This is a genomic window from Flavobacterium melibiosi, assembly GCF_048158545.1.
Taxonomy (GTDB): Bacteria; Bacteroidota; Bacteroidia; order Flavobacteriales; family Flavobacteriaceae; genus Flavobacterium; species Flavobacterium melibiosi.
On the sequence record NZ_JBLNKU010000001.1, the window covers coordinates 12,988 to 35,500 of the forward strand.

General features: G+C 35.6%; 14 protein-coding genes and 1 tRNA gene. 6 read left to right on the forward strand and 9 right to left on the reverse strand.

The annotated features are described in order from the left end of the window. Positions 1 to 140 precede the first annotated feature (140 nt). From ACM55F_RS00100 to rseP, 4 genes are all read right to left on the reverse strand, one after another. Positions 141 to 803: a hypothetical protein gene (locus ACM55F_RS00100; RefSeq protein WP_416851649.1), complete on the reverse strand. Its 663-nt coding sequence runs from the start codon at positions 801 to 803 to the stop codon at positions 141 to 143. 393 nt (positions 804 to 1,196) lie between these two features. Next, positions 1,197 to 2,402 (reverse strand): tyrosine-type recombinase/integrase, encoded by a 1,206-nt coding sequence (locus ACM55F_RS00105; RefSeq protein ID WP_416851650.1) that lies wholly within the window; start codon positions 2,400 to 2,402, stop codon positions 1,197 to 1,199. Between the two features lie 231 nt (positions 2,403 to 2,633). Beyond that, positions 2,634 to 2,707, reverse strand: a tRNA-Asn gene (locus ACM55F_RS00110). Between the two features lie 138 nt (positions 2,708 to 2,845). Next, entirely contained in the window at positions 2,846 to 4,189 is a 1,344-nt protein-coding gene (rseP, locus tag ACM55F_RS00115) for an RIP metalloprotease RseP (protein WP_416851651.1), read from the reverse strand. 344 nt (positions 4,190 to 4,533) lie between these two features. Between rseP and ACM55F_RS00120 the strand changes: the two genes are divergently transcribed. The 6 genes from ACM55F_RS00120 (at position 4,534) to ACM55F_RS00145 (ending at position 13,927) form a co-directional block, all read left to right on the forward strand. Then, a complete protein-coding gene (locus ACM55F_RS00120) occupies positions 4,534 to 5,604 on the forward strand; it encodes an NADH:flavin oxidoreductase/NADH oxidase (protein ID WP_416851652.1) in 1,071 nt (356 codons plus the stop codon). Between the two features lie 442 nt (positions 5,605 to 6,046). After that, positions 6,047 to 7,087: a Gfo/Idh/MocA family oxidoreductase gene (locus ACM55F_RS00125; RefSeq protein ID WP_416851653.1), complete on the forward strand. Its 1,041-nt coding sequence runs from the start codon at positions 6,047 to 6,049 to the stop codon at positions 7,085 to 7,087. Positions 7,088 to 7,302: 215 nt separating this feature from the next. Continuing rightward, positions 7,303 to 8,517: an MFS transporter gene (locus tag ACM55F_RS00130; RefSeq protein ID WP_416851654.1), complete on the forward strand. Its 1,215-nt coding sequence runs from the start codon at positions 7,303 to 7,305 to the stop codon at positions 8,515 to 8,517. A 518-nt stretch (positions 8,518 to 9,035) separates the two neighbouring features. Then, positions 9,036 to 11,873, forward strand: coding sequence for a carboxypeptidase-like regulatory domain-containing protein (locus ACM55F_RS00135; RefSeq protein ID WP_416851655.1), 2,838 nt, complete (start codon positions 9,036 to 9,038; stop codon positions 11,871 to 11,873). Between the two features lie 157 nt (positions 11,874 to 12,030). Further along, positions 12,031 to 13,386 carry a DUF5689 domain-containing protein gene (locus ACM55F_RS00140; protein ID WP_416851656.1) on the forward strand — a complete coding sequence of 452 codons (1,356 nt, stop codon included), beginning with the start codon at positions 12,031 to 12,033 and terminating at the stop codon, positions 13,384 to 13,386. A gap of 91 nt (positions 13,387 to 13,477) precedes the next feature. After that, positions 13,478 to 13,927, forward strand: coding sequence for an FKBP-type peptidyl-prolyl cis-trans isomerase (locus ACM55F_RS00145; protein WP_416851657.1), 450 nt, complete (start codon positions 13,478 to 13,480; stop codon positions 13,925 to 13,927). A gap of 70 nt (positions 13,928 to 13,997) precedes the next feature. Here the strand turns inward: ACM55F_RS00145 and ACM55F_RS00150 are convergent, their stop codons facing one another. The 5 genes from ACM55F_RS00150 to ACM55F_RS00170 form a co-directional block, all read right to left on the reverse strand. Next, the gene (locus ACM55F_RS00150; protein WP_416851658.1) at positions 13,998 to 16,115 is read right to left on the reverse strand and encodes a glycoside hydrolase family 97 protein; all 2,118 of its coding nucleotides are present in this window, start codon (positions 16,113 to 16,115) and stop codon (positions 13,998 to 14,000) included. A 306-nt stretch (positions 16,116 to 16,421) separates the two neighbouring features. Continuing rightward, on the reverse strand, positions 16,422 to 18,068 hold the full coding sequence (locus tag ACM55F_RS00155; protein ID WP_416851659.1) for a DUF6377 domain-containing protein: 1,647 nt from the start codon (positions 18,066 to 18,068) through the stop codon (positions 16,422 to 16,424). 87 nt (positions 18,069 to 18,155) lie between these two features. After that, on the reverse strand, positions 18,156 to 20,543 hold the full coding sequence (locus tag ACM55F_RS00160; protein WP_416851660.1) for a M28 family peptidase: 2,388 nt from the start codon (positions 20,541 to 20,543) through the stop codon (positions 18,156 to 18,158). A gap of 30 nt (positions 20,544 to 20,573) precedes the next feature. Continuing rightward, positions 20,574 to 20,924: a hypothetical protein gene (locus ACM55F_RS00165; protein WP_416851661.1), complete on the reverse strand. Its 351-nt coding sequence runs from the start codon at positions 20,922 to 20,924 to the stop codon at positions 20,574 to 20,576. Beyond that, complete coding sequence (locus ACM55F_RS00170) at positions 20,921 to 22,450, reverse strand: GNAT family N-acetyltransferase (RefSeq protein WP_416851662.1); 1,530 nt, start codon at positions 22,448 to 22,450, stop codon at positions 20,921 to 20,923. Before ACM55F_RS00170 ends, ACM55F_RS00165 begins: the two co-directional genes overlap by 4 nt. Positions 22,451 to 22,513: the final 63 nt, after the last annotated feature.

Sequence of the window (22,513 nt, forward strand, 5' to 3'; positions counted from 1 at the left end):
TTTAATTTATTGAATTTGATTTGTTTTACGGTTTACCGTAATCAAATATTTTTTATTTACAATCGTTTAAAATATTTTAATTCGTCATCATTGTATTGATTTACCACTACCAATTCATCTTTTGTCAGGGAAACAATTTTTTACTCACTCTCGATAATTTTCATTGCAATAGAGTCTATTAAATCTAAAAAACGTGAAGATACTTTGTCCCACGAATTTTGTGCTGCAATACTTGCAGATTTATATCCCAAAGTATTATTCTTCATATCCTCGCCAACAAACGGAAATTCATAAATTTTCTTTTCCGAATGCAAGTTATCAACCAGAGAAATGTCTAAATAACTGGTTCCAATCCAGTAACCTTGAGCAGTAGTATTATTTTGAATTAATGGTTGCGAAACCATCGCAGTTGACACAGCACTCCCCCAATATGTTGAAACGCTACTGCTAACTGCAGTAATTTGATTGGTATAGGTTTGGTATTGAATACTCCTTATTCCAAATTTCGCACCAATTTCTTTGATGTTAATTTTAATAGCTACACTATTATCATCTGTTTTGTCAAAGTATGATTTGAAAGTAATGTTGTTGCCATATATTGCTTTCAGTCCATTTTGTAAAGATTCAATTACTTGTTGACTGTTTTCTGTTGTTTTTCGAGAATCCCTGAAGGAAATTATTATCGGTTTACGTAACCTAAAATCTTGTCTTAAGCTTCCTTGTATTGTTGGGATAATCGTTCTGTTTGTCTGGCAAGAAAAACATATTAAAAGTACCAGTGCAAGAAGTATTGTTTTTTTCATATTTTATGGGTTTGTTAGTTTTTATAAGACTGTTGTTTTGCAAATCTAAAATAATTTTCGACTTATAAGTCGAGTAGTGAAAGTAATTTTGATTTAGTCATTTGTTTTCTTTGTTCAATGCAGAAGCATCTAGAACAGATAGAACTTGAATTAGTCAAAAGAATATACAAAGAGTTCCTTGTAAAATTCAATGGGAATAAATCTGAGTTTGCCAGAATTGCACTATGTTCAGAAACTACTGTGAGAAGAGTATTTAGGAATGAACAAAGAATGACTGTTAATTTATTATTGAGATTTTGTTTTGCTTTAGGAAAAGATGTAAATGAAATTTTTGAAGGAATAAATATTTTAGATGAAAAATGAGCCTAAAACTTATTCTTAGACTCATTTATATTATTTCAATTTATCTTTAAGATTTTTCATTGCTTCACTAACTTTCTTCTGCACTACCTTCCCGTAACTTTCTTGTGTAATCACCATATTGGAATGACCCAGTAGTTCTGATACAATTTCCATTGGAACATCGTTAAAAAGCAGAACAGTAGACGCAAACGTTTTCCTTGCAATGTGGTGAGTAAGCCGTTTTTCAATTCCTGTTATATCTGCAATCTCTTTGAGATAAGAGTTGAATTTCTGATTACTTATAGATGGGAACACGAGATTATTGGCATTTGAATATTTATCAATGATTTCTTGTGCTTTAGGCAGAATTGGAATGGAGATTTGACGCTGTGTTTTTTCACGTTTCATCTGAATCCAATTAACATCGTCAAAACCTATTTGGATATTCTGTTTCTCAAGATTTGACATTTCATTATATGCTAATCCTGTGTAACAACAGAAAATGAATAAGTCTTGAATAGTGCTTAATCTTTTTTGTTGCACTACGGCTTCTTCAAGGGTTTTAAGTTCTTCTGTAGTAAGAAATATAACGGTTTTACGGACTGTTTTGGACTTGTGAAGTATAAATGGATCTCTATCTAAATAGCCTTCTGAAATGGCTTGTTTAATAGGCTTTCTAAGCCTTTGAATGGTTTTGTTGATAGTGATTTGCTCTTGTTTCTTCTCGGTCTTTAAATAGTAGTCAAAATCATCCAGAAACTGTAGGCTCAATTCTTCTAGAGGGTAATCCACTTTTTTAAATTTCCATTTCAGGAATGCTTCCAAATGGTTTCCCACATAAACGAATTTATTATAGGTGTTGTCTTTAATTTCTAAACCTACGAGTTTTTTAATTTTGGAAAGATACTTTTTGTAATAGGAGAGGACATACTCCTTCTTTTTGATTTCTACACCAATATATTTATTATAGATGTTATCAAGAGTGCAATCTGCGCCTTGTAGTTGAAAAACTAATGCGATGTTGTTTATCTTGATTTGAATTTGCTCAATTTGAGCGTTAATAAATTTGTAGTTGGCATCTTGAGCGTTTACTTTTTGAAGTTTATTTTCCCAGTAGTTTGGGTTTACAAAAAGTCCTGTAGTAAATTGTTTGCGTTCTTTGTTGAGAGTGATTCTACAATTAAGAGGGCATAATCCCTTTTGATTAGTTTTGTTTGCGCTAATTACAAACAGAATTGTGATTTTTTCTTGGTGCATGTTTCCAATTGATTTTGAGTTAAACAATTGGCATAACAATTTGGAATTTTAAAATGGGTACCTCGAGATTTTCGATGGGTACCGCAATGGGTACCTTTTTTTATCAAAAAACCTGTCAAAGTTGTCAAATGACAAAATATCCATTTTTCAATAAAACAACGTGAAGTGCTGATTTCATTATAGCCTTAAAACAAAAAAGACCTTACATCACTGTAAAGTCTTTTTAAAAAGCTCCCTCTCTTGGGCTCGAACCAAGGACCCTCTGATTAACAGTCAGATGCTCTAACCAACTGAGCTAAGAAGGAAACTGTATATTTTTATTCTGGTAAGGAATGAACGTTTTTGTGTGCTTATTAGTGAGGTTTGTTTCACTTGTAAAGCGGTGCAAAGATAGGGCTTAATTTGATTTCTGCAAGCAAAAATAAAATTTTTTTTATTTTTTTTTACTTCCCAAGAATTGCCTTGTAAATGTCGTTTCCATTAGCAAATAGTAACAGTGTTATAAGTAATACGAAACCAACCATTTGTGCATTCTCTAAGAATTTATCACTTGGTTTTTTACCACTAACAATTTCATATAATAAAAACATCACATGGCCACCATCAAGTGCTGGAATAGGCAATAAGTTCATTACACCAAGCATAATTGATAACAAAGCGGTAATCGTCCAGAAAACTTCCCAGCTCCAAGTATTAGGAAAAATGTCAAATATAGCTTTAAATCCACCTACTTGTTTGTAAGCACCGGTACTTGGACTGAAAATCATTTTCAGTTGTTTTCCGTACCCTACTAATTGGTCTTTTCCTTTTGTTAATCCTACAGGGATTGATTCTAAAAGTCCAAACTCTTGTTTGCTTACTTTATAGTATCCTAATTTTTCAAGTGAAGCCATTCCTAAACCTCCAATTTGTACCCCTAGTTTTCCATCTTTGGAAACGGTAACGGGCACTTGTACTTCTTTTTGATTTCTTAAAACAGTAGCGTTAATGGTTTTGTTTTTATTGTTTTCCAAAACTGTTTTGGCCTGGTCAAAGTATTTCGTTGTTTGACCATTAAGTGCAATAACAATATCTTTGGGTTGTAACGCAGTATTTTTAGAATCTGCAGCTACGGCTCCAATAACAAATGGCATTCTGATAGACACTAATGGTGCTTTTTCTTGTTTTGATAATTGATCCACAAAATCATTTGGAATTGTTATAGACTGCTCAGTTCCATTTCTTTCAATAAGAACTTGTTTTCCCATCACCACCTTGGCATTGATGTCATTGTCAAAACGTTCTACTTTTTCGCCATCTATCGATAGGATTCTGTCGCCCGTTTTGAAACCTGCATTTTGCATGGCTTTATTTTCGATCAAAAGACCGTCTTTCAAATCGGAGTTAGCAATATAGGTATCGCCATAAGCAAATGCCATTCCGATGTAAATAATGAATGCCAAAATGAAATTCACAGTAACACCGCCAAGCATAATAATCAAACGTTGCCAAGCCGGTTTAGAACGAAATTCCCATGGTTGAGGTGGTAAAGCCATTTGTTCCTTGTCCATGCTCTCGTCAATCATTCCGGAAATTTTCACATAACCACCCAAAGGCAACCAACCGATACCGTATTCAGTTTCGCCAATTTTCTTTTTTAGAAGGGAATATTTAACATCAAAAAACAAATAAAATTTTTCGACTCTGGTTTTAAATAATTTTGCAGGAATAAAATGTCCTAATTCGTGAAGTATAATAAGTAATGATAAGCTCAATAAAAATTGAGAAAGCTTGATAACTATGTCCATTTTTTAATTTTAGTTCTTTTACAACTTACAAAAGTAAGGTTTTCTATTTGTTTAATTTACAATAATTGTTCCATACCGTTTTAAATGTTTGTTAATTAATTAAATTTCAATTTTTCCTTTCGGTTATGTCCCGTAACTTTACTTTTTCAGGAAATGTTGTGAAACAGTAAAGTATAATTTAAACCATATAAGAAATGGAAGTTCACATAAGCCATAATGGAAACTAAAACTTAAATGAACTTCCATTTCTTATAGGTTTAAAAATAAGGAGTATATGCTTTTTTCAAACAAATCCTGTCGGACTACTTTCTTAGAAAATCATTTTTAAATTAAACTTCATACAAATGGCAGCACAGTTATTTTCACCACTTCAAATAAAAAACACCACCCTTAAAAACAGAATTGTTATTTCACCCATGTGCCAATATTCGGCAACTGATGGTTTTGCCAATGACTGGCATCTCGTACATCTGGGAAGTCGTGCTAGTGGAGGTGCAGGATTAATTATTCAGGAAGCGACTGCGGTTTCTCCCGAAGGTAGAATTTCTCCTGGTGATTTGGGACTTTGGAAAGACGAACAAATTGAAAAAATGCAAGCGATTAATCGTTTTATTGTGAGTCAAAATTCAATTCCCGGAATCCAATTGGCGCATGCCGGAAGAAAAGCAAGTGCAGCTGCACCTTGGGAAGGGGGCAGAAAATTAGATGAAAGCCAAGGCGGTTGGGATACTGTAGCGCCAAGTGCTGTCGCGTATCATGATAATGAAAAAGCACCAATCGCGTTAGACAAATTAGGAATTCAAAAAGTAATTTCCGATTTTAAAGCGACTGCTAAAAGAGCCGTTCAAGCGGGTTTTCAAGTACTGGAAATTCATGCAGCTCACGGATATTTGTTGGATCAGTTTCTTTCGCCTTTGTCAAATTTTAGAACGGACGAATACGGCGGAAGTTTCGAAAACCGAATCCGTTTTACGTTAGATATTGTGGAAGCAGTGCAATCGGAATGGCCAGAAAACTTGCCCTTGTTTGTTAGAATTTCTGCTACGGATTGGGCGGAAGGCGGTTGGAACATCGAAGAATCAGTACAGCTTTCGAAAATACTAAAAGAAAAAGGAGTAGATTTAATTGATGTTTCTTCGGGTGGATTGGTGTCACACCAACAAATTCCGTTAGGGCCTAGTTACCAAGTTCCTTTTGCGGAAAGAATAAAAAAAGAAACTGCAATAATGACAGGTGCCGTAGGTTTAATCACAGCATCCGGTCAAGCGGAAGAAATAATTGCAACCGGAAAAGCAGATTTGGTTTTGTTTGCAAGAGAATCACTTAGAAACCCTAATTTAGGATTGACATTCGCCCAGGAACTTCAGGTAGATATTCAATGGCCAAAACAATATGAAAGAGCAAAAATTAAATAAAATGCAAACACGAAATTTAAAGAAAGTGGTTGGACTTTGATAAAGAGTTGCGAACTCTGAAAATACGCAGTGATGAAATGTGTTTATCAAAGAGGACAATAAAAAATAAATTTTCTATTACACTAATCTGCTGAATCTGCAAAATCTGCATGAAAATTTTTAGCACGCAGATTTTGCAGATTCAGCAGATTTTATAAACCATAATACTATTTCGAATTCTTAACCAAACATTTGAAAAGAGTTAGATAGAATTTCACAAATTAACACGAATTATTTTTTACCAAATTTTAAAGCAAAAATTAATTAGCAATTATTCTGCTATTTCTTCAATGAACTTACATTCCTTAATATGGTTCAAAATTTAACCACCTAAGGAATGTAAGTTCGTGTGAGTTTTAAATTAAAAGTTATAAATTCGTGTTCGACTAAAAAAAAACAGCACATGCAAAAAATAAGAACAGCTTTACTTTCCTACGGAATGTCTGGAAAAGTATTCCACGCTCCGTTTATATCATTTCACCCAGGATTTGAACTGATTGGTTCATGGGAAAGAAGTAAAAAATTAATACGGGAAGATTACCCATCGGTTAAAAGTTATGCCACAATGGAAGCTTTGCTCGAAGACGATGTCGATTTGGTGATAGTAAATACGCCTGTGGATACGCATTATGAATATGCCAAAAAAGTATTGCTTGCCGGAAAACATGCCATTGTTGAAAAAGCATTTACCACTACCGTTGCCCAAGCACAGGAATTAGCTGCTTTGGCAAAAGAAAGAGGAGTAAAGCTGGCCGTTTTTCAAAACAGAAGATGGGACAGCGATTTCAAAACCGTACAGAAAATTATTTTAGAGAAAAAATTGGGAAAAATCGTGGAAGCCGAATTCCATTTTGATCGCTACAATCCTCTTCTGAGTCCAAAATCGCATAAAGAAACTGCCAATTCCGGAGCAGGAATTCTAAAGGACTTAGGGCCGCATTTAATTGATCAGGCCTTGTGTTTATTTGGTTTGCCTGAATCTGTTTTTGCTGATATCAGAATTACTAGAGAACATTCTTTAGTAGATGATTATATAGATATCTTGTTGTATTACCCTGATTTCCGTGTCCGATTAAAAGCGAGTTTTTTTGTCAGAGAAGCCGTTCCGTCTTTTATGATTCACGGAAAAAAAGGTTCTTTCCTGAAACCGCGCGGCGATGTGCAGGAAGACGATTTAAAACTTGGAAAAAAACCGAATCTCGACACTTGGGGGAAAGAACCTAAGAGCAAAGAAGGCACTTTGCATACTGAAATTGATAACGACATCTTTAACGTCAAAGTGGAAACACTTCAAGGTAATTATTACGATTATTTTGATGGCGTTTACAATTCCATATCAAATGATACACCTGAGCCGGTAACAGCCCAAGATGGAGTTCATGTCATGCAAATTATTGAAGCGGCAATACAAAGTAGCGTCCAAAAGCGAGTAATTGATTTGTAGGTTTCACCAATGAATGTGAAAACTAACCGCAAATTCACCAATTTAAAACCTGCAGATGAATAGGTAAATTTGCGGTTATCACTTTTTAAGTTGTAGTAAATCCCCTTCTTTTTTATAAACAATAACGATATATTTTTGACGTAATGCATTGTTTAGACATGATGAACGATTGCTTTTTGTACTTTTGACACTATGAAATTCTAAAACTAATTCTTTTGATAGATTTAAACTTTTTAGGCAGATTCAAAGCGAAGGGAAAATACAAGAAAACGTATAAAGACGCAAAGATTTCTTATTTGAACAGAATTCGATGGGCTGTATCGCTGTTTTATTTTGGCTTGGGTTTGTGTTTTGCTTCTTGGGCGAGCCGAATTCCAGATATTAAAACGGCATTGCATTTAAGTGAAGGCGATTTAGGCAGTATTTTATTTGCATTACCATTAGGACAACTGGCAGCAATGCCCTTTTCAGGTAAATTAGTAACCCGTTTCGGAAGTCATCGTACGCTAATAATTGGATTATTAGGGTATGTATTTAGTCTGATAAATCTCGGTTTAGCTGTTCAGACATGGCAACTGTCTTTAGGTTTATTTGTGTTTGGAATATTCGGTAATTTTTCAAATATATCTGTTAACACTCAAGGGGTTTATACTGAGGGACTTTTCAAAAGAACTATCATGTCCTCTTTTCATGGCATGTGGAGTTTAGCAGGATTTACTGGTGCTTTGGTAGGATTGGCAATGTTAGCATTAGAGCTTACGCCATACCAACATTTTTTAATTGTTGCGGCAATCGTACTTTTGTTGGTTGCTCTTAATTTCAAATTCCTGATAAAAGCCAAAGAAATCGTCAAAACCGAAAAGAAAAAATTATTTACAAAACCAGATACCACACTGATTTGGTTAGGAGTAATTGGTTTTTGTTGCATGGCCAGCGAAGGAGTCATGTTTGACTGGAGCGGCGTTTATTTCAAAGATGTTGTCAAAGCGCCCGGACCATTGGTGATTTTGGGATATACTTCTTTTATGATTATGATGGCAAGTGGTCGATTTTTTGGAGATGGCTTGAGTCATAAATTTGGACGAAAAAAAGTGATGCAAATTAGCGGTTGTATGATTTCGGTAGGGTTATTTACCGCTGTATTTTTCCCGTTCATAATTCCGTCAACCATTGCTTTTATGTTTGTGGGATTAGGAGTTTCAACTATTATACCAACCCTTTATAGCATCGCAGGGAAACATCCAACTATCCCAACAGGCGAAGCCTTAACAGCTGTTTCCAGCGTAAGTTTCCTTGGGTTTTTAATGGGCCCACCCATAATTGGTTACATAGCCGAGGCATTTAGTTTGCGATTTTCATTCGCCTTCATTGGTATTTTTGGATTCTTCATTGCACTAATGGTTTCCAGAATCAAGGCAATTCAAGATTAGTTTTTTTAGAAGCACAACATCCCCGTTTTATAAGAATACCTACACCCGCTGTACGCAGTATCTTTTATTCCATCCCGAAGTTTCGGGACGGAATAAAAGGATACTTGCTGCCATCGGGGCTATTGATTCCATTTTTAATTTCTTAGGATATTTTCAGACTGCATGAGTTTTAAAAATCATAAGATTTTTTTTATAAAAAAATTATAAGTTAATAGTTTTTTTCCTATTTTTAACATTAGAATTAAAAATAGAAAGCTATTTAAATTTAGTTTAAAATTCTAATACCACGCTTTTCAGCAGAATCTTATTCGGTCTCAAAATACCACTTTCCAAAAACATTTTTTTCGTTTTTTCTGATTCTTTATTCTATTTAAAGATAATCTGTGCTGTGTTCAAAAAAATCATAATTATCCGTAATGTTGATTGTTAAAGAACTGTATTTGATTAAGTCGAAATAGAATAAAGAATTTTTATTCATTGGCATATCCTAATTCGCTCAAAAATACCTCAATACGCTTATGAAAAAAATTACCCTAATTGTCTTCTTTTTTGTTTCAATACCTTTTGCTTTTGCACAGCAAGAAACAGGTATTTCCGGAAAAGTTATCGATTCCAAAACACAACAACCGGTAGCATCTGTCGTAGTTACGATTCAAAATACAAATTTAATGCAGTTGACAACAGCTGACGGAAAGTTTAGATTTGAAAACGCTTTATCAGGCGATCAATATATTTTGTTTCACAGTCAGGGTTACAAAGACGCCTTATTTCCAGTTGAAATCATAGCGGGACAAATCCTTGATTTAGATACAATACTATTAGAAGAAGATCAAACTTCAGAACAGCAAACCAGTTTAATAGCACTTTCCGAAAGTGATTTGAGTGATGACAACAGCGGCTCCGAAAGCACGTCCGGACTTTTACAATCCTCCAAAGATGCTTTTCAGCAAGCGGCGGCGTTCAATTGGGGACAAGCCCGTTTTAGGATTCGGGGATTGGATAGCGAACATTCCACGATGATGATTAATGGCGTTTCCATGAATAAATTGTACGATGGCAGACCACAATGGGGTGATTGGGGCGGACTGAACGATGCACTCCGAAATCAGGAATTTTCCATAGGAACCGCTCCTTCGGATTATACTTTTGGCGGAATATTAGGTACTCAGGAAATCAATACAAGAGCATCTATCTACAGAGTAGGTTCCAGAATTTCATTTTCTGGAACTAATACCAATTACAGTTGGCGCATGATGGGAATCTATGCTTCAGGAATGAATAATAAAGGTTGGGCATTTGTAGTTTCGGCAGGAAAACGCTGGACACAAGAAGGGTATTTTGAAGGAACAAATTATGATGCCAATTCAGCATTTATAAGTGTCGAAAAAAAACTAAACGAGAATCATTCGCTCAATTTCACAGCTTTTTACACACCAAATTCAAGAGGGAAGAATTCTCCAAATACCACCGAAGTTACCCAATTGACCAACGGAAATTACAATTCTTATTGGGGTTTTCAAGATGGAAATAAGAGAAATTCAAGAATGAAAACCATCGAAGAACCTATTTTGATGCTGAATCATTATTTTAAACTCAATGACAAGACAAATCTAACTACCAGCTTGATGTATCAATTTGGAAAAATTGGTAACAGCAACATCGATTATCAAAATGCGAATAGTCCAGATCCTACCTATTATAGAAAACTGCCAAGTTATTACAGTTCGCATTTCGATTCAGATAACGGGGAATTTTCAGGGGAATTCACACCGGATTTAGAGAATGCGGAGAAAAGCAAAGAACAGTTTTTAGCCAATCAGCAAATCGATTGGAAAGCGATGTACCAAGCCAATCAAAACCCGATTGTAGATGCAAATGGAACGATTTCAGGTTATGAACCGGCCAAAAGCAAGTATGTTTTGTATGAAGACCGAACCGATGATAAAACAATCGTGGCGACTTCTACATTCAATACACAACTCACCGAAAGTGTTATTTTGAATGCTGGTGGTTCTTTCAAAAACCTAAAATCACATAATTATCAAAAGCTTTTAGACTTGTTAGGCGGTGCTTATTTTGAAGACATTGATGGGTTTTATAATGGAAACCAATCCCAATCTGACTTGAATAATCCCAATAGGCAAGTAGTCGTTGGCGATGCATACGGATACAATTATAATTATGTTGCCAACACGCTGGATGCCTTTACACAATTCAAATTTTCGTACAATAAAGTAGATTTTTATCTGGCTCAAAGTTTTTCAAGTGTCAATTATCAAAGGGAAGGCTTGTATAAAAACGGGATTTACGAAACCAATTCCTATGGAAAAAGTGAGAAAGCAACATTTGAAAATTTTGGTTTCAAAGGAGGATTGACCTACAAAATATCTGGAAGACAATTGTTGATTTTTAACGGAGCACATTTGACAAAAGCGCCAACAATCAGGAATACATTTCCCAATTTTCGACTGAATAATAGGATTGTTGATGAACTGGAAAGTGAAAATATCAGTAGTTTGGATGCGAGTTATAGTTATCGTTCTCCAAAATTCAAAGCGAGACTTACCGCTTTTTATACATTGATAAAAAATGCGACACAAACGTCATTCTTTTACGCTGAAGGAATTTTTGACGATGGTGCGGGGTATAACAACACCAGCGCATTTGTGAGTCAGACGCTAACGCATTTGAACAAGAAAAATTTAGGTGCTGAATTAAGTCTGGAATATCAGATGAATTCAACCTTGAAAACCACTTTTTCGGCAGCTTTTGGGGAATATACATTTGATAGTAATCCAAATGTAATGGTGACCAATGATGCCGAAGCTTCGGTAGAAAACACAAATCCCGTTTTTGATTTTGGAACTGCAGCATTGAAAAACTACAAACAACCGGGCTCGCCACAACAAGCCTATTCGTTGGGGATTGAATATCGAGATCCTAAGTTTTGGTGGATTGGTGTTAATATTAATTATTTGGCAAACAGTTATATTGATGTCTCTCCCATAGCCAGAACGGATCAGTTTTTTATTAATCCTGCCAGCGGATTTTCCTTTCCGGAAGCAACGGAGGAAAGAGCCAGGGAACTATTGCAACAGAAAAAATTTGATCCCACGACCTTGTTAAATCTTACGGGCGGAAAATCTTGGAGAATCTACGGGAAGAATGTTGGGCTTTTTGCCAGCATCAATAATGTGCTCGATGTGACTTACAAAACGGGTGGTTATGAGCAAGCCAGAAATGCTAATTTCAGGCAACGTAATCAGGATGTTTCCAGCGGCACACCATCTTTTGGCAACAAATATTTTTACGGTTATGGAAGAACTTATTTCGTAAATATTGCCATCAATTTATAAATAAAAACGTATCACGCAATGAACGTAAAACAATTAATATATTCCAAAATTTATAGGATCTCAAAAAGCTACTGAAATGTTTGAACCATATAAGAAATATAAGGTCATGTAAGTAGCAGATTTTGGAGAAATCATTTTTAACAATAAATAGTCATCTATGAAACCAATTTTCAATTCCCTGTTTTTTTCTATTACAATCGCTTTCTTTTTTACAAGCTGCGTAAATGATGACGTTGCTATTCCTAAATTAACTTGTACGCAACCTGATTTAACGGTAAGCCGAACCGTTGCAGAAGTTAGGGAAAATGCCAATGCAATCGTGACACAATATTCTTATGACGACATCATAGAAGCTTATGTAGTTTCCAGTGATGAATCGGGAAATTTTTTCAAGTCGATTTCTTTTCAGACTTTGGCAACAGCCACAGCACCAGCAATAGGATTTAGTGTTCCCGTGGATGCGACAAATTCGTACATTGATTACAGACTGGGTAATAAAGTATATATAAAGTTGAAAGACCAATACACGGATGTTTTATTTGGTGGCATGCGTATAGGTAACATTTTTGTGAATTCTTATAATGAAGGTGGAGTGGGGCGACTTTCGCAAAATGAGTATAAAAAAGTGTTGAACGCTTCGTGTACGAATGTTGGCGAGGATGTTTTGGTTCGGTCTCTGTCAATGTCAGAATTGCTGAACGATTCTAATTTGAATACGTTGGTTGAGTTGTCTGATGTTCAGTTTACAGCCGCTGCAATAGGACGTCATTATTTTGAAGAAACTAATAATGTGGGTGGTGCGACGAATTGGGGTTTGATGGATAAATTGGGAAATCAAGTCTATTTTAGAACCAGTAGTTTCGCTGATTTTTCAAGTAATTTGGTTCCTAATGGAAGCGGTAAAGTAAGAGGGATTTTGACGAAATACGGAACCGATTACCAACTATTACCGCGCTCTGAAAAAGATGTTGTGATGACCGGAACCAGAGCAGTTCCTTTTTTCTCAGAAGATTTTGAAACGGTTGAAAACAATGTTAAATTAAATCTTCCCGGCTGGGCGAATATTGTCCAAAAAGGAACGCTTTTCTGGAAAGGCACAGTCTATTCCGGAAACGGTTATGCCGAATTTAATATCATAGGAACCAAAGTCGTTTCGAATGTGGCTTGGTTGATTTCGCCAAAAATTGATATGGATGTCCACACTACTGAAATCTTGACTTTCAGAGCTGCTCAACACCATTTAGACGTTGATTCCCAGTTAAATTCTCTGGAAGTTTATGTTTCCAGTAATTTTGACGGGTTGAATGTTACTACCGCGACTTGGATTCAGGTTTTGGCGAAATTACCAAAACAAGCCACGCCTTGGTATCAATTTATAGGAAGTGGCGCAGTAGATTTGTCCTCGTACAAAGGTAAAATCAACATTGCTTTTAAATATACCGGTTCAGGGAAAAATCTTGCTTTGGATGGTGCTTTTCAAGTAGATGATGTTCAGGTTTTTGGTGATAAATGATTTTTGTTTAAAAGAAAAGAGCGGATATGATTTTTCGCTGTAGCCACAGTCGCATTTTTATTATATTTGCCTTCTTTAAATAAATTTTACTATGAAAAAAATCCTTTTTGCACTAGCTTTAATTCTTTGTATGTCTTGTTCAAAAGACAAAGAAGTGGACTATGTTGCCCAAAATGAACAAGATATTATTGCATATATTGCAAAAAATAATTTAACAGCCCAAAGAAGCGATTCAGGATTGTATTATGTGATTAATGAAGCAGGTGATGGAGAACAACCTACCGCAACCTCGAATGTGACAGTCGCTTACAAAGGTTATTTCACCAATGGATCTGTATTTGATGAAAGTAAAGCAGAAGGAATTTCATTTGGATTGAATCAAGTAATAAAAGGCTGGACGGAAGGTATCCCTTATTTTAAAGAAGGCGGAAGCGGAATTCTTTTAGTTCCTGCTCATCTTGGTTATGGAAATAATGATTACAGTAGTATTCCCGGAGGTTCTGTACTTATTTTTGAGGTTAAACTTATTTCCGTGAATTAGAAACTTGTTTTCTTTCACAATAATACTAAAATAAAAAGGCTGTCTATTTCGGACAGCCTTTTGTAGTTAATTATTTTTTGATTTCAACGATGCTTATGGCATAACCTCCACCCGGAGCACTAAGCTGTGCCAGTTTTGATTTGTTGGTCACTGTCATTTTACGAATCGTATAGGCTTGCGGATTGGTTTTATAATGTGCATCTTTTGCATCAGCATAAATCGTGGCCATATATTTTTTTCCTTTTTCCAAGAAATCAAATTTGATTGTTGAGGTACGAGAAGTATCGCCATTTACATTACCGATAAACCAATTATTAGTCACTTTTGCTTTACGCGCAACGGTAACATATTGACCTGGTTCTGCTTCAAGGTATTTGCTGTCAGTCCAATCTACCGCTACATCTTTGATAAACTGGAAAGCATCTGGAAAGCGATCGTAATTTTCAATTAAATCAGCTGCCATCTGCAACGGGCTGTACATCGTTACATACAAAGCCAATTGATTGGCAATCGTACTGTTAACATGGGAATTGTTACCAGGATTAATTTTGCTTATATCCATTTCAAAAATTCCCGGAGTATAATCCATCGGTCCACCTACTAAACGTGTAAAAGGCAATACCGTTACGTGATTTGGTTTAGAACCTCCAAAAGCTTGATATTCGGTTCCTCTTGCCGCTTCGTTACCAATTAAATTTGGATACGTTCTACAAATACCCGTTGGACGAATAGCCTCGTGTGCATTCAACATAATTTTATATTCGGCTGCTTTTTCGACAGCATACTGATAATGATTGACAATCCATTGGCTGTAATGGTTTTCGCCTCTTGGCAAAATATCACCTACATAACCACTTTTTACGGCATCATATCCATTGTCATTCATAAATTGATATGCTTTATCCATGTGACGCTCGTAATTACGCACAGAACCCGAAGTTTCATGATGCATAATCATTTTTACGCCTTTTGATTTAGCATATTCATGCAATCCTTTGACATCAAAATCTGGATATGGAGTTAAAAAATCAAAAACATAATCTTTGGAGTGACCAAACCAGTCTTCCCAACCTTCATTCCAGCCTTCGACCAAAACGGCATCAAAACCGTTTTTGGCTGCAAAATCAATATATTTCTTCACATTAGTGTTATTAGCACCATGTTTCCCATTGGGTTTAGATTTTGAAAAATCAGTCACGCCAAGTTGTATCGTAGGGAATTCATCCGTATACGCCCAAGAACTTTTTCCGGTGATCATTTCCCACCAAACACCCACATATTTAACGGGTTTTATCCACGAAGTGTCTTCAATTTTACAAGGGTCATTCAAATTCAACGTCATTTTTGAAGCCAAAATTTCTCTCGCGTCATCACTAACAATTATGGTACGCCATGGCGAATGGTTTGGGGCCTGCATATATCCTTTGTCACCTTTGGCATCTGGTGTCAACCAAGATTCAAAGACCATATTTTTATCATCCAGATTCAAGTGCATGCAAGAATAATTGATTAATGCCGCTTCGTGCAAATTGATATACAATCCGTCACCTGTTTTTAGCATTAGCGAAGTCTGAACTCCTGTTGTAGAAAATGACTTTTGAGAAACATTTGCAGTAGTTGCTTTTTCAGTAAGTCCTCTAATTTCAGACAATTTTGAGGTAGTATAATCATATTCTTGAGTATCATAATCACCCGGAATCCAAAATGCGGTATGATCGCCTGCCATGGCAAACTGGGTTCTTTCTTCCTTGATTACAAAATAAGTAAGATTTTTTTGCGAAGGAAACTCATAACGGAATCCTAAACCATCGTCAAACAAACGAAAACGAATAACAATTTGTCTGTCGGTTTCTTTTTGATTTAATGTTACTGCCAATTCGTTATAATGATTGCGAATTGAGGCTACTTCTCCCCAAACTGGTTTCCAGCTTTCATCAAAAGTTGTAGTTTTAGTTTCAACAACAGTGAAATCATTTAATAACGATTTTTTGTCATTTTTTAACTCAAGACCCAATTTACTTGGTTTTACAACCGCTTTACTTTTGTAGTTTAAACTGTAACTTGGAGTTCCGTCATTTTGCAAGGAGAACTCCATTACAAATTTTCCATTGGGTGATTTTAACTGCTGCGATTTTGCAGGGCTAAAAAAAGCGAGCCACACTAGGGCTGTGAAAAGAAATTGCTTCATTTTTTAAATAGAATTTAATAAATTAATTTTTTCAGGTTTGCTAATAGTTGATGAATTTCACGAAATCGATTTATAGAAAAACGCAACGTTTTCCAGATTTCGAGAAAGTAAAAGTAAACGCTTTACACGCTACATATTTTTATCATTCTAAAAAAGTAGATTAAATTTTTGTTTTTAACATGCAAGATATTGAATAACTGTTTATTATGTAAATTTTGTGCCTGAAAAAAGTGGTAGATTTATAATAAAAAAGAAGTCTTCAAGATTGTTTTAATCCCAAAGACCTCCTTAAAAAATAGAATTTTTCTATTTTAAATTGGTTCCGATTCGCATTACTTTAGCTTCAAAATCTTCCCGTGGACCTGCTGCTTTGTTTTTGAGTTGCGAACGGTAATTGTAAATAGTGGATACGGAATACCGAAGAAATGTCGAAATTTTTGCGCTGTCCTTAATGCCCAAACGGATGAGTGCAAAGATTCTTAATTCCGTATTCAGGAGTTCGCCTTCCTTCAATTGTGTTACTTCGTCATCAATCAATAAAGCGCTGAATTCTGGTATGAAATTAGGAAAAAGTTGCAAGAACGTTTTGTCGAAATTGGTATAAAACTCCTTGAGCTCCTTTTCGACAAACTGTTTCGATTTTACGGCACTGATCAGGTCGTTCATTTTTCCGGTTGTTGCCATGACATTCAATTTTCGGCGGTATTCGTCTAACTTTCCGATGTAATCTGAACACTGGTCCATGTAACGGCCGATGTATATTTCCTTCAAAAGGTTGGCTTCGGTCAGCGTATAATTGGTCTCGTTTAACTTCTCATTGAAGGTGTGTAATTCTTTATTCAGTTCCGAAAGTTTGCTGTTAGCTAAACCTAAATCCTGCTTCGCTTTGGACAATTTTTTCATTTGCTTAAAAAGTAAAAAAAGCACCGCCAACAAGAACACCGATAAGATACTCGCACTTATCAAAAACAGAATTAATTGGAGCCGGTTGGTTTCATTTTGTTTTTGATACGCCTCGTTGATAATGGGCAACATCTTAGATATTTCATAGGTCCGTAAGCGTGCATTACAAAAAAGGGCATCTTCAAGCGAGCGTTTTATGTATTTATAAGCGCGGTCTATATCTCCGTTCTCATACATTAGAAAAGCCAACGAGCGCAACGAAATATATTCTTTCTTGGCCAACTGCAAATCGGATATGGCAGAAATTGTCAACCATTTTTTCTCCTGATTAGCATCTTTTTTTTCACGATACGCCTGCGAAATAATATAGGCAATAACCGCTCGATCGTGACTTTTGTGAGCAATATTTGGGAAATAGTTCAGCAATAAAGCAAGTGTTTCATTGTGTTTTCCAGCATCAAGAAGCGTACTGGACTTCGCCATAATATAAGCACTTGATTGCGTTGGATAGAAATTTAAGGAGGAATCACGGTATTTTTTTGTCAGTAAAACATACTTTTCTTTTTCCTGAAGTGAAGCCGCATAATCAGACATATATCCATAAACTACGCTGTTCACGGTAAAATAATATCCTTTTAGGTCGGGAGTTGTATTGATGTTGATGGTATTAAGGATGTCGGTTGCTTCCTTATACATTCCTAATGTTCCCATGATGGAAGCCAGATTTAATCGGGCATCATTTAACTTTCTGTCATCCTTTAATTTTTCGGCTATTTGAAAACTCTTTCGGGCATAAATCAATGCGGAGTCCGACTGATACAATTTATATTCCGAATACAATTTCCCGTAAATGGCATGTTTTTGAAGATCAGCCGAAGTGTATTGCAGTAGTCCTTTGAGTTTGTTTATTTCATTCTCTTTTTTATTCGAATACAATTGGTAATCAGCTACTGTTTGATCCAATTCATCCAACAGCGAATCAAAATTATTTTGCCCAAAAAGAAGAACGGGAAATAGCGATGCAATAAGTAATGTCAAAAATCGATTCATTGTTTGTTCTTTGAAAGAATTAAATGTTTTTTTGTCTCATTCCAAAGAAACGAGACGAAATGAAAAATTTGGTTGTTTAGTGTTGCACTACATCAAACTGTCTTTTGCAATGGCTAAACTATCTTTTACAATAGGATTTACAATAGCAGTATCCAAAGTATTTGCAACAGATACCGGACTTGGCTTTATTTTTTGTTTAATGACTACTGCATCATTCAGTACAAAAGGAGTTGGCATCATCCAGTCTTCTCTTTTTGTTATTTCAAATAAAGGGTTCGTCAGTAAATCAAAAGAGCTTTCCATCAGTTCCATATCTAAAACCGTTGAGGCATTCACACTGAAGTGCATTTCCAAAGGTGCGTTTCCAACCACATAATAACTCAATATTTTCTTTCCTTTTCGTTGATAAAGTGAATTTTTCTGACCTAATGTGGTCACGCCATTTGCTCTAAAATTATGAATAGCCATTTTTTCATTTGCAAAAATATCATAGCGATTTACTTTTCGGTTTGGTGATATTTTTATTTTCAAATACCTTTGATTGCCAATGATTCGGTCTTCAAGAAATTCTATACTTGGTTTTTCGAGGACTTTTATGGGAGCATCAGCTTGATAAGTAAACTTGGAATTGTATTTGCTGAACAATGGCGTATCTCCCATTGCTGTTGCTTCTTTCGGGTTTTCACCTAAATAACTTTTGGTCCAGGAATCAAGATTGGTGTCATACGTTAGCCAATTTGCCCTGTTTGTGTCAGCATTATAGACATACAACAAACTGTTTGATTTGGCTTTTCCAAATTCGTATCCCGACTCGAAATGTGCTTTCGCAAAAAAGCCAATGGAGAGTAGAAAAAACACTAAGGACCAGATTCCCTTTTTGGCGAAAGCCCCAAAAACAGGCAACAATAAACCGAAAGTCAATACGGTAAGAATCGCACTCCCAAACAACACTTTTAATCCCAAACCAATAGGGAACATTTGTATAAATGGCGCTATGATAATCAAAGCAGGAATGCTGCAAACAAGATTTAGTGTTTTATTGGATCTTTGAGTAGCAATAAAAACACTAAATATAAATAGCCCAAAGTAAACCGGAATAATCAAGAATCCGGCGCCTTGTAAAGCAAAAGTAAGACCTCCATTGATGATAATCCATAAAAATAATGGTGCGACATAATGATTCATCGTTACTTTTTTAGCAGAAAATCGGTTGTAAAAAACTAAACTTATCGCTAGAGCCAAAAGTACAAATGCAGCGATATAAGCGTGTCCGTTATACGTAAATCCGTTGAGTAAATCATTGTATTGCGGATAGACTTTCAATAGTACTTTCCATCCAAAAAAAGTAATTAATCCAGTAACGATTAGGGAACTTAAAAACGGAATAAATCCTCGAAGAATTTCCCTGAATGATAAAATGCGTTTAGCTCTTCCTAAAAATAACAGGAAAATAAACAGCGCGAGTGCAAGCACTACCATTGGTAAAACCCAACTGAAAGGATAACTTATAAAAGTATATGGAATGCTAAAATAAACATCGTCATCTGTAGCTTGTGTGGTACTTAAATCAGCATTCGAAAAATAATTTAACAAAGGCATTAAGTATGCGCCTTGATGTGCTAAAGTGTTTTTTTTCAAATGGTTAATGTTATCCTGAGCGGTATGATAGTTAAAATGTTCATCAATAAAGGCAAAATTATACCCTTGAATATTGCCTTGTTCCCTGAAAACCGTTAAATCAGTGTCATTGGGTAACATTTTATAAATGCTGTACATCAAGGAATTTGATACTGGAAAAGTCGCATTTGCAGCAGCAAATTCTTTCACCAATCCTGCATTTCCCTTGTTGGTTTCCATCAACATATAACTGGGGCCTGAAGAACCTCGTGCTTCAAAATTAAGAACCAAGCCCACTTCCTTTGCCCATTGATGTTGGGTTACAAAAAGTGCAGCGCCATTTAATCCTAATTCTTCTGCATCCGAAAACAGAATGATAATGTCATTTTTATGAGGGGTTTTGTTGTACAAAAAGGCACGAACACTTTCTAAGATTGTTGCAACACCGGAACCGGCGTCACTTGCCCCAAGAGAATAGGAATGCGGGGCACTGTCATAATGTGTAAGTAATAGCAATGCTTTAGAGTTAGAAGTTCCTTTTATTCGAGCCAATATATTTTTTGACTGTACCAGATTTCCCCAATCGCTCAAGGTATACCCTTCCTGAACGGAAGTTTCCAGTCCTAACTTGTTCAGCTCTTTTACGAGATAATTAGCAACTATTTCATGATTATTAGAACCTACATAATGAGGTTGTTTTGAAATGGCTTCCACTTGCTTCAAAGCTCTTTTGGTCGAAAATTCAGAAAGTGGGCCTTCATCATCCGAAGTCCAATGTGGCATCATGGTAAAGTAAATCAATCCTAGAATTACTAAGATAAATAAACTAGCAAAAATGGAGGAGTAATCTTTTTTCATTGTTGGTTAGATAGGTTTGGGGTTGTGGTATTAAATATCTTTTTTGACTAACATATAAAAATCATTCTCCAAGGGTAGGTAACCTTGGTCGTACAGAAAATAGTAGGTATTTCCTGTTTTGGTTTGTAGAATATTAGTAAAAAATTCAAAATCAAAACCTTTACTCAGAAGTTTTGCTCGAGTGGATTTTGATTTCCCTTCAGTATTGAGTTCGGATAGAATGCGGTAATTCTTGCGCAACTTATTGTTGATGTTGCGCATGAAATTAGTGCTGTCTTTATTTATTTTGTTGTTGTAGGCATTGCGGCAACCGTCGCTGCAAAACTTTTTGTCTTCGCGGCCTACAATCTTTTCTCCACATTCTAAGCAGGTTTTATTCATGGATTGATTTTTCTAATTTCGTATAAATCAGTTCTACGGTCTTTTAGGATTCTGGCGCTTCCATGTTCGTGAAGTTCTTTAAGTAAATTCAAATCGACATCTACAATCAAAGTCATTTCAGTATTAGGAGTCGTTTCCGCTTTTATTCCGGTGCTGGGAAATGCAAAGTCCGAAGGTGTAAAAACAGCGGTTTGTGCATATTGAATGTCCATGTTGTTTACTTTTGGAAGATTTCCAACACATCCTGCAATGGCTACATAACATTCGTTTTCGATGGCTCTGGCTTGTGCACAGTGCTTTACTCTAGTGTAACCACTTTGAGTATCGGTTAAAAATGGTACAAATAAAATATTCATTTCTTCATCGGCCATCAATCTCGCCATTTCCGGAAATTCAACATCATAACAAATCATGATGCCTATTTTTCCGCAATCGGTATCAAAAGTTTTAATTTGTGAGCCGCCTTTCATTCCCCAATGCAGCACTTCATTCGGAGTGATGTGAATCTTGTAATACATTTCAGAGGTTCCGTCTCTTTTACAAAGAAACCCAACATTGTACAAAGTGCCATTTTCTAAATAAGGCATGCTTCCTGAAATGATATTAATGTTATAAGATATGGCAAGTTCCTGAAATTTTTTGCGAATAGGATCTGCATATTTTGCAAGCTCTCTGATGGCATCAGGTTCAGATAAATGATTGTAATCTGCCATAAGAGGGGCAATAAACAACTCCGGAAATAGGGCAAAATCACTTTTATAACCGGATACGGCGTCAATAAAAAATTCAGCCTGCTCAAATAAGGCTTCTAAGTTTATCAGTGGACGCATTTGCCACTGAATTAACCCAAGTCGTATGATGCTTTTTTGAGTATTTATTAATTGTGGACTTTCATCATAATAAATATTATTCCATTCTAACAATACAGCAAATTCTTTGGAATCAATGTCTCCTGCCAGATAGTTTTTCATAATTCTCATCACGTGAAAATCATTACTCAACTGAAAGGAAAGGACAGGATCATGTAATTCTTTTAGTTTTACTTTGTCAATATATTTTTTTGGGGTCAGTTCTTTGGCGTATTTATTGTAATTTGGGATTCTTCCTGCAAAAACGATAGCTTTCAGGTTCAATTTTTCACACAATTCTTTTCGAGCATCATACAATCGTCTGCCAAGCCGTAAGCCCCTATAGTCAGGATGGATAAACACATCTATTCCATATAAAATTTCCCCTTTTGGATTGTGTGTCGAGAAAGTGAAATTCCCGGTTATTTTTGCGTAATCCGGATTTTTATCAACCAAAATTTCGGGCACAATTAACGATAATGCAGCGCCCACCACTTTTTTATCTGCAATAATTACGAATTGCCCTTCAGAAAATAAGTCCAGTAATCTTTCAATATCTTTTTCTTTCCAATACGAGTCTACAAGCTCTGGATAGGACTTTACCATTGATTTTTTCAATTCCTTATAATCTTCAATCTTCAGATTTCGTAATTCTACTTTTTTTATTTTGGCTAGCATAAGGAGTTGATTTTGACCAAATATAACTAAATTTTCCCATTTACAAACGTTTACAAATAGTTA

Bases quoted from the DNA above. Each gene is read 5' to 3' on its own strand.
- ACM55F_RS00100 (WP_416851649.1), bottom strand. From the start codon at position 803: ATGAAAAAAACAATACTTCTTGCACTGGTACTTTTAATATGTTTTTCT.
- ACM55F_RS00105 (WP_416851650.1), bottom strand. From the start codon at position 2,402: ATGCACCAAGAAAAAATCACAATTCTGTTTGTAATTAGCGCAAACAAA.
- rseP (WP_416851651.1), bottom strand. From the start codon at position 4,189: ATGGACATAGTTATCAAGCTTTCTCAATTTTTATTGAGCTTATCATTA.
- ACM55F_RS00120 (WP_416851652.1), top strand. From the start codon at position 4,534: ATGGCAGCACAGTTATTTTCACCACTTCAAATAAAAAACACCACCCTT.
- ACM55F_RS00125 (WP_416851653.1), top strand. From the start codon at position 6,047: ATGCAAAAAATAAGAACAGCTTTACTTTCCTACGGAATGTCTGGAAAA.
- ACM55F_RS00135 (WP_416851655.1), top strand. From the start codon at position 9,036: ATGAAAAAAATTACCCTAATTGTCTTCTTTTTTGTTTCAATACCTTTT.
- ACM55F_RS00140 (WP_416851656.1), top strand. From the start codon at position 12,031: ATGAAACCAATTTTCAATTCCCTGTTTTTTTCTATTACAATCGCTTTC.
- ACM55F_RS00145 (WP_416851657.1), top strand. From the start codon at position 13,478: ATGAAAAAAATCCTTTTTGCACTAGCTTTAATTCTTTGTATGTCTTGT.
- ACM55F_RS00150 (WP_416851658.1), bottom strand. From the start codon at position 16,115: ATGAAGCAATTTCTTTTCACAGCCCTAGTGTGGCTCGCTTTTTTTAGC.
- ACM55F_RS00155 (WP_416851659.1), bottom strand. From the start codon at position 18,068: ATGAATCGATTTTTGACATTACTTATTGCATCGCTATTTCCCGTTCTT.
- ACM55F_RS00160 (WP_416851660.1), bottom strand. From the start codon at position 20,543: ATGAAAAAAGATTACTCCTCCATTTTTGCTAGTTTATTTATCTTAGTA.
- ACM55F_RS00165 (WP_416851661.1), bottom strand. From the start codon at position 20,924: ATGAATAAAACCTGCTTAGAATGTGGAGAAAAGATTGTAGGCCGCGAA.
- ACM55F_RS00170 (WP_416851662.1), bottom strand. From the start codon at position 22,450: ATGCTAGCCAAAATAAAAAAAGTAGAATTACGAAATCTGAAGATTGAA.